Source organism: Halorubrum sp. CBA1125 (assembly GCF_009742825.1).
Taxonomy (GTDB): domain Archaea; phylum Halobacteriota; class Halobacteria; order Halobacteriales; family Haloferacaceae; genus Halorubrum.
Genome location: NZ_WPCE01000138.1, coordinates 1 through 7,604 on the forward strand (window position 1 = coordinate 1; position 7,604 = coordinate 7,604).

The 7,604-nt window shown below is 69.4% G+C and carries 6 protein-coding genes and 1 pseudogene; 2 read left to right on the forward strand and 5 right to left on the reverse strand.

All coding sequences use genetic code 11. From position 1 onward, the window contains the following. Both GJ633_RS11780 and GJ633_RS11785 read left to right on the forward strand, forming a co-directional pair. On the forward strand, positions 1 to 2,689 hold a 2,689-nt coding region (locus tag GJ633_RS11780; RefSeq protein WP_156588983.1), incomplete at its 5' end, for an ATP-dependent helicase. Between the two features lie 86 nt (positions 2,690 to 2,775). Then, positions 2,776 to 3,147, forward strand: a complete 372-nt coding sequence (locus GJ633_RS11785) for a hypothetical protein (protein ID WP_321169050.1) — start codon at positions 2,776 to 2,778, stop codon at positions 3,145 to 3,147. Positions 3,148 to 3,204: 57 nt separating this feature from the next. On the opposite strand, the gene GJ633_RS11790 is transcribed toward GJ633_RS11785, so the two are convergent. The 5 genes and pseudogenes from GJ633_RS11790 to GJ633_RS11810 form a co-directional block, all read right to left on the reverse strand. After that, positions 3,205 to 4,506 carry a polysaccharide deacetylase family protein gene (locus tag GJ633_RS11790; protein WP_197431325.1) on the reverse strand — a complete coding sequence of 434 codons (1,302 nt, stop codon included), beginning with the start codon at positions 4,504 to 4,506 and terminating at the stop codon, positions 3,205 to 3,207. A gap of 223 nt (positions 4,507 to 4,729) precedes the next feature. Beyond that, the gene (locus GJ633_RS11795) at positions 4,730 to 5,053 is read right to left on the reverse strand and encodes an AzlD domain-containing protein (RefSeq protein WP_321169051.1); all 324 of its coding nucleotides are present in this window, start codon (positions 5,051 to 5,053) and stop codon (positions 4,730 to 4,732) included. A gap of 95 nt (positions 5,054 to 5,148) precedes the next feature. Then, a pseudogene (locus GJ633_RS11800) lies at positions 5,149 to 5,881 on the reverse strand (AzlC family ABC transporter permease). A 5-nt stretch (positions 5,882 to 5,886) separates the two neighbouring features. Further along, the gene (locus GJ633_RS11805; protein ID WP_156588985.1) at positions 5,887 to 6,708 is read right to left on the reverse strand and encodes an RNA methyltransferase; all 822 of its coding nucleotides are present in this window, start codon (positions 6,706 to 6,708) and stop codon (positions 5,887 to 5,889) included. Further along, positions 6,705 to 7,325, reverse strand: coding sequence for a hypothetical protein (locus GJ633_RS11810; protein ID WP_156588986.1), 621 nt, complete (start codon positions 7,323 to 7,325; stop codon positions 6,705 to 6,707). Before GJ633_RS11810 ends, GJ633_RS11805 begins: the two co-directional genes overlap by 4 nt. Positions 7,326 to 7,604: the final 279 nt, after the last annotated feature.

A 7,604-nucleotide genomic window follows, 5' to 3' on the forward strand; every position in this document is an offset into this window, starting at 1 on the left:
GCCGCAGCGCGAGGCGATCCCCCACGTCGACGCGGGTCGAAACTGTCTCGTCGCGGCCCCCACCGGCAGCGGGAAGACGCTCGCGGCCTTCACCGCGGTCCTCGACGACCTCTTCGCTCGGGACCGCACCGACGACCTCGACGACGCCGTCTACTGTCTGTACGTCTCGCCGCTGAAGTCGCTCGCGAACGACGTCAAACGCAACCTCGAAGCGCCCCTGAACGGGATCGCGGCGGAGATCGCCGGAGGTGCCGCCGACGCCGACCCGGGCGTCAGGCAGGCGATCCGCCACGGCGACACCGACGAGGCCGCGCGACGGGCCATGCTGGCGGAGCCGCCGCACGTGCTCAACACCACGCCGGAGACGCTCGCCATCCTGCTCGATTCGCCGAAGTTCAGGGAGAAACTCCGCGCGGTCGAGTACGTGATCGTCGACGAGATCCACGCGCTGGCGGCGGGCAAGCGCGGCACCCACCTCGCGGTGTCGTTGGAGCGGCTGGAGACGCTCGCCGACGGGTCGCCGACCCGAATCGGCTGCTCGGCGACGATCGAGCCGCTCGGGGAGGTCGCAGACTTCCTCGTCGGCCGCGAGCGCGTCGCCGGGGCGGTCGGCGATCCGGACGGCTTCGCGTCCCGCGCGTGCGAGGTGGTCGACGCCCGCTCTGTCCGAGAGTTCGACCTCGAACTCCGGACACCAGCGGCGGACCTCGTCCACACGCCGCGGTCGGTCGTCACCGATCGCTTCTACGACGCGCTCCACGAGCTGATCGACGACCACACGAACACGCTGGTGTTCACGAACTCCCGATCGGGCGCCGAGCGCACCCTCCAGGAGCTGCGCGAGCGGTTCGGCTACGACGAGTCCGACTCGGGCTGTCACCACGGGAGCCTCGGCGCGGAACGCCGGCGCCGGATCGAGGAGGGGCTGAAGGCGGGCGAGCTGGACGTCGTCACCACCTCGACGAGCCTGGAGCTCGGCGTCGACATGCCCCACCTCGATCTGGTCGTCCAGGTCGGATCGCCGAAGTCGGTCGCCGCGCTGCTCCAGCGCGTCGGCCGGGCGGGTCACCGGCCCGGCGAGACGGTCGAGGGACGAGTGTTCGCGCTCGACCGCGACGAGCTGGTCGAGTGTGCGACGATGCTCGTGCGCGCCGAGGAGGGGTTCGTCGACCGCGTGTCGATCCCGGAGGGACCGTACGACGTCGCCGCCCAGCACGTCTACGGGATGGCGATCGCGCGGGTTCGACCCGACCGCGAGATCCGAGAGACGCTCCGGCGCGCACACCCCTACCGTGCGTTCGACGACGCCGACTACGAACGGCTGATCCGGTACCTCACGGCGGACTACGAGGGGCTGGCCGACGCGAACGTCTACCCGAAGGTCTGGCGCGACGAGAACGACCCACCGGACGGGGAACACCACCACGAGGAGCACCCCGTCGGCGAGACGCTCGTCGGAAAGCGCGGCCGGCTCGCGCGGGCCATCTACATGACGAACGTGGGGACGATCCCGGACTCGTTCACCTGTGAGGTGCTCACCCGCGACGGCGACCCGGTCGGAACGCTCGACGAGTCGTACCTCGACACCCTCGGCCCGGGCGACGTGTTCGTGCTCGGCGGCGAGCGGTTCGCCTTCCGCTACCGACGTGGGTCGAAGGTGTACGTCGACCGGACGAGCGAGCGGCCGACCGTCCCCTCGTGGTACGCCGAGCGGCTCCCGCTGTCGCCCGACCTCGCCCGGGAGGTGCTGGCGTTCCGGGGCGAGCTGCTCTCCCGGCTTGAACGCGGCGGCCCGCCAGCGGTCCGCGCGTGGCTCCGAGAGCTCCCGATCGGCGGGAACGCGGTCCGCGCGATCGCACGGACGTACGACGAGCAGGTCGCGTACGCGGGCCCAGAGAGCGTCTCGACTCCCGACCGGCTGGTCGTCGAAGCGGAACTGGACCGCGACGCGTACAAGCGGCGGTTCTACGTCCACGCGGTGTACGGTCGGCGGTTCAACGACGGGCTCTCGCGGCTCGTCGCCGCCGCGTGCGAAGACCGCACCGACGCCAACGTCACCGTGGCGGTCGCGGACCGGGGGTTCGCGCTCACGCTCCCGCTCAACCGCAAGGTCGACGTCGCCGAGATCCTCCGGACGCTGGACCCGGAGACCGTCCGCGAGGACCTCCGGGAGGCGGTCTCCGGGACCGACCTCCACCAGCGATACTTCCGGATCGACGCAACGCGGGCGCTCATGGTCCTGAAACGCTACAAGGGGTACGAGAAGTCGGCCGCCGAACAGCAGCTCTCCGCCGAGATGCTGCTCTCGCTCGCGGAGGATCTCGACGAGTTCGCGGTCGCGGAGGAGACGTACCGGGAGCTGCTCGAAGACCGGCTCGACGTCGCGAGGATCCGCGAGGTGCTGTCCCGCGTCGCCGACGGCGACCTCTCGGTCGTCGAGCACGCGGTCGACTCGCCCACGCCGCTGTCGTTCGGACTGGCGACCCTCGCCGACTCCGACACCGTCATCGCCGACGACGAGTCGACCGTTCTCCGGGAGTTCCACGCCCGCGTGATGGCGGCGATCGAAGACGAGTCGGCCGACGAGAAGGTGACCAGATCGACCGACGAGAAGGTGACCAGATCGACCGACGAGAAGGTGACCAGATCGACCGACGAGAAGCCGAACGGGTCGGGCGATGGAAAGTGAACCGCTCCACGGCGAGCGGGGCGATCGGCGGCGACGTCCCGCACCGTCGACGGAGAGTTTAACACGTCCGCCGTCGAGGAGAAGGCGTGAACGGTCGGCTCGTGGCGGCGGTCGGGACGGGCGTGACGGGGTTCCTTCTCGTGAGCGGCGCGCTCACCGAAGCGCTCGCCGCGCGGATCGCGTTCTCGGCGATCGTCGCGCTCCCGATCGGCGTCGTCGCCGGGGCGGTAGCGGGGATATCGACGTGGACACGGCTCTGGAGTCGCCCCGGCCTGCGGCCGATGCTGCTCGGCGTGTCGGCGGTCGGCTACGCCGTGCTCGTCGCGGCTGCGGTCGCGTACGCTGTCCCGCCCGCCCGCGGGTTCGTGAGTACGGGGAACGCGCTCGGCTTCTCCGGCCTCTGTGGCCTCGTCGCCTTCCTCCTCGTCCGACGATTTCCCGAGCGGTTCGAGCGGTAGCAGCCGGTCCCGCCGTCCGTCGAACGGGTCGGTGTGGTATGGATCGGTTACTGTCAGTCATCGGGACAGGGCGTCGGCTGCCATCGACTGGAGTTCGTCGAGTCGAACGACGTCGACGTCACCGGCCTGGTCACGCCGGTGGACCTCGTCAACGATCTCGTGGAAATCCGAGCGGTCGGAGTCGGTGGGGAGACCGTGGTGGGTGAGTATCAAGACGCCGCCGTACCGGACCGTCTGGGTGAGCAGGTTCCGGAACGTCGCCGGGTCCGGGTCGCCTTCGGCCGGGATCAGTTGGGGGTTCGACGGCAGCGCGCCGGGTTGCCAGTTCCACACTCGGCCAGTGTCGTGGAACTCGGAGACGATCGACAACACCTGCTCGTTGACTGCGTTGTACGGGTACGCGAAGTGGCGCGCCCCGTCGTCGAACCCGCGATCGACGAGCCACCCCTTCGCGTCGCGCACTCGACGTTCGATCTCGGCCGGGTCCGAGAGGCTCGTTAGATCCGTGTGGTCAGTCGTGTGCGACCCGATCAGCCAGTTTTCGCGCTGGAGTTCCGCGAGTTTGGACTCGTCGAGTTTCCCCTCGTTTCCGATCGTCTCCGTGTTCACGTAGGTGATCGCCGGATACCCGTACTGTGAGAGGTACGGGAACCCTTCCGTGTAATCCGTCAGGTTTCCATCGTCGAACTGGAACACGACTTTGGCCGTCTCCGGAGTAGGGATACGGCGGGGATGATCGAGATACACGGTCTCCGTTCCGGACTCCTTTCTCGGGCCCGCTCGGAACGAGAGCCGCGTGATACGTGCTAAGTCCACGGCCACGTCGTCGACCTGCGGGTCCACGATCCCGAAGTCGACCCGGACCAACTCGTTCCGGCTTCGAAGCACGGTCCGCGTCCGAAACCGGTTGCTGTCGCCGTCACGGAGGTCCAGATAGAGGAACTCGCCGGCCGCCGTCCCGTCCACCGCGACGTGACAGGCGACTCGAGCGTTGCTGAAGTCGACGGGTTCCGCCAGTGGGACGTGGAGCCACGCCCCGTCCGCACCGGTTTCGAGCGCCGCACACTGCGTCCCGGTGACCTGACGCTCGGTGTCGGCAGCGAGCCGACCGCCGACCGCCTCGAGGGCAGACAAGTGCTCGAACGTTTCGGGCCCGAGTTCCACTCCAGGGGGGTCGGCGGCTTCGGTTTCCTCGCCGGCCCCGTCGGTCCCGTGGGGCGAATCCCTGGTCGTAGCGTTTCCGTCCCCCGCGGCGTTCTCGCCTTCGGCCGTCGGGTGCTCGTTCCGGTTCGGGTCGCCACTCGAAGCCAGACAGCCAGCAGCGCCGGTGAGACAGACCGTACCGAAAGCCCCGATCACGTCACGTCGAGATCGCGAACCCGGTGGATGGTTTTCGTCGTCCATTCGTCTTGGGCTGTCAACTGACTCAAGGTGGATTGTTATGAACCGGATATCACACTGCTGGACGAAGTAGGTAATTACAAACCCGGCCTCCAGACGGGGCTCGGTGTACGAACGGGTCTCCGACGGAAGGCGGCGGCCGCCTGCCGTTCTGGGGAGGGTGAACCGACCGACGGCCTCCTCACGCGAAGACGACGAACCGGAACAGCCACAGCACGACCATCCCGACGGTGATCGTCGCGAATACGTTCTCGGTGCGCCACGCGACGGCGCCGGCCGCGACGCCCGCGATCAGCCGCTCGTCGACGAGCGTCGCGGCGATCGACGGCCGCAGCGTCAGGAGGTCGGGGAGCACGAGGGCGGCGAGCACCGCCGGCGGCACGTACCGAAGCGGCCGTTTGATACGCGTCGGGACCTCGTCGATCCGCCCGAACAGGTGGATGAACGAGAGCCGGATGCCGTACGTCGCGACCCCGATGACGACGATAGCGAACCAGACTCCGATCGGCTCGGTGACGCCACCGGCGGTCGCGACGACGGGAGCGACCGCCTCGGCCGCCCCGGAGACGGGGATCGAACTGCCGGGCGCGAACCCTTCTATCACGCGTCGAACACCTCAGTCAGCACCCCGACGCCGATCCCGGCGGTCGCGCCGGCGAGCATGCCGAGGTTGAGCGGCAGCCCCGTCGCGAGGACCGCGACGACCCCGCCGGCGACGCCCGCCGCGACGGTCGGTCGGTCCTTCATCGCGGGGACGAGCAGCGCGATGAACACGAGCGGAATCGCGAACGTGAGCCCCCACGCGTCGGGGACGCCGGTCCCGACGACCACGCCCACGACCGTCCCGACCTGCCAGACGATCCACAGCGGCGCGCCCACGCCGACGTAGTACCGCCACCGGATCGTCGTCGTTCTCGTTGAACTCCGCGACGGAGAGCGCGTACACCTGATCGGTGAGCAGATACGCGAGCGCGGCCCGCGTCCGGCGGGCGTATCGCGCGAGGTACGGGGCGATCGACGCCGAGTACATCATCATCCGGAGGTTGATCACGACCGCCGTGCCGACCACGACGGCGAACGGCGCGCCAGATCCGATCAGATCGAGGGCGGCGAGCTGGGAGGCGCCGGCGAACACGAACACCGACATCCCGAGCGCCTCGGCGAGCGAGAGCCCGGCGTCGACCGCGGCGATCCCGGCGACGAGCGCGAACGGAGCGATCCCGAGCAGGAGCGGCGACGCGTCGCGCGCGCCGGCCCACAGGTCCTCGTCGAGGGGGACGCCGTCCGCTAACTGGCCGTCCCGCGACGCGGTGTCCGACTGCGAGTCCCCCATGCGAGTCACTCCCGTGGGTAGACCGGCTCGTCGTGTTTCGCCGCGAGGTGGTCGGCGTGCTCCAGCTTCGCGTTCGCCTTCCGGAAGACCCCCAACAGCGAGTGGATCTCGCGCTCCGTGGGGTGCGCGCGCCCCAGCAGCCGCCGCATCAACAGCGCCGTCTTCTCGCGCTGGTGTTCGCGCTGGCCGGTCGCCTCGAGGAAGTCGCCGAAGAACTCGTGGAAGCGCTCGACGTCGTCCTCCGGAGCGCGGGTGACGGCGGTGTCGGGCAGCTGCGTCTCCCCGACGGTGAGCTCGCGCAGCTCGTAGAGGAGCACCGTCGCCGCCTGGCCGAGGTTGAGGACCGGGTAGTCGCCGTCGGCGGGGATCGAACACACCTCGTCGAGCCGCGAGAGCTCGTCGTTGTTGAGCCCGCGCCCCTCGCGGCCGAAGACGATCGCGGTCGGCGCGTCGACGGTCTTCAGCGACTCGCGCAGCTCGACCGGCGTCTTGAACGGGAACCGCTCGTGGCTCCGGTCGTCCTCGCCGGTGATCGCCGTGGTGCCGACGGTGTGGTAGTTCGCGACGACCTCCTCGAAGGTCACCTCGTCGGCGTTCGGAAGCACGTCCTCGCGGGCGTGGCCGGCGAACCCGTACGCCTCGCCGTCCTCGCGGAGCTCCGGCGGGTCGACCAGCTTCAGATCGTCGAGGCCGAAGTTCTTCATCGCCCGGGCGATCGTTCCGACGTTGCCCGGCGTCTCCGGCTCGACGAGGACCACGACCGGCTTACGGCGGGCCGTTCCGCCGGAACCGTCGTCGGCGTCGCCGCCCGTTCTCGACCCGCTCATCGGCTCGACGGGTAGTCGGTCGAGAGGTCGAGGCCGGAGTCGGCGAGCTCCTCCTCGGTGAGTGTGTCCTCGTCGTTCTCGGTCTCGTCGTCTCCCGTCTCGTCGTCCCCGTTCTCGCCAGCGAGTTCGAGGATGTCGATCCGCTTGCCATCGAAGTCCTCTTCTACCCGCTCTTGGATCTCCTCTTGGTCCGGCGGCTCCGGGAGCGACTCGGGAGCCTCCTCGACGTGTTCGACGGAGCCGTACCCCGCCGGCGCCTCGTTGCCCGCGGCGACCCACTCGTGGAAGCGGTCGGCGAACGCCAGCTCGCCGGCGTGGTCGCTGCCCCCCGCTTCGCGGTACCAGTAGATCAGTTCCGGCTCGTGTTCCGAACAGAGCAGCACCTCGCCGTTCGGCTCGCCGTAGACGATCTCCGCCTGGTTACAGCGGTGGACCTCCTCCTCGCCGTGCTCCAAGTAACAGACGTCGCAGGGCTCCTCGACGAGCCCGACGAGTCTGACGAGCCGTTCTCGGGGGTCCTCGGGAATCTCGTCGAGGGGCTTCAGCTCGCCGTCGTCGGTGAAGATCTCCTCCTCGTCGAACCGCCATCCGCGGAGGCCGACGCTCACTTTCGCCATACGTCACGCTAGTCGTGACGCGGATAAAAGCGCGTCCTTCCCGGCCGGCTCCGCCGAGGCGGGGACCGCGGGAACGGGGACGAGACCGATATACGCACAGAGCACGTCGTGTCCGTCAATGAGACGTCGGCGATTTTTGCGAGCGACCGGGACCGCGACGGCGGCCGCCGTGGCGGGCTGTTTCGGGGACGGCACCACCGGTGACTCGGGCGACGGTAACGCGGACACCGGCGACGGCAACGCGGACGCCGGCGACGCAGACGGGGGTGAAGGTGCGTG

Excerpts from the sequence above, each read along its gene's own strand:
- GJ633_RS11805 (WP_156588985.1), bottom strand. The coding sequence starts at position 6,708 with ATGAGCGGGTCGAGAACGGGCGGCGACGCCGACGACGGTTCCGGCGGA.
- GJ633_RS11810 (WP_156588986.1), bottom strand. The coding sequence starts at position 7,325 with ATGGCGAAAGTGAGCGTCGGCCTCCGCGGATGGCGGTTCGACGAGGAG.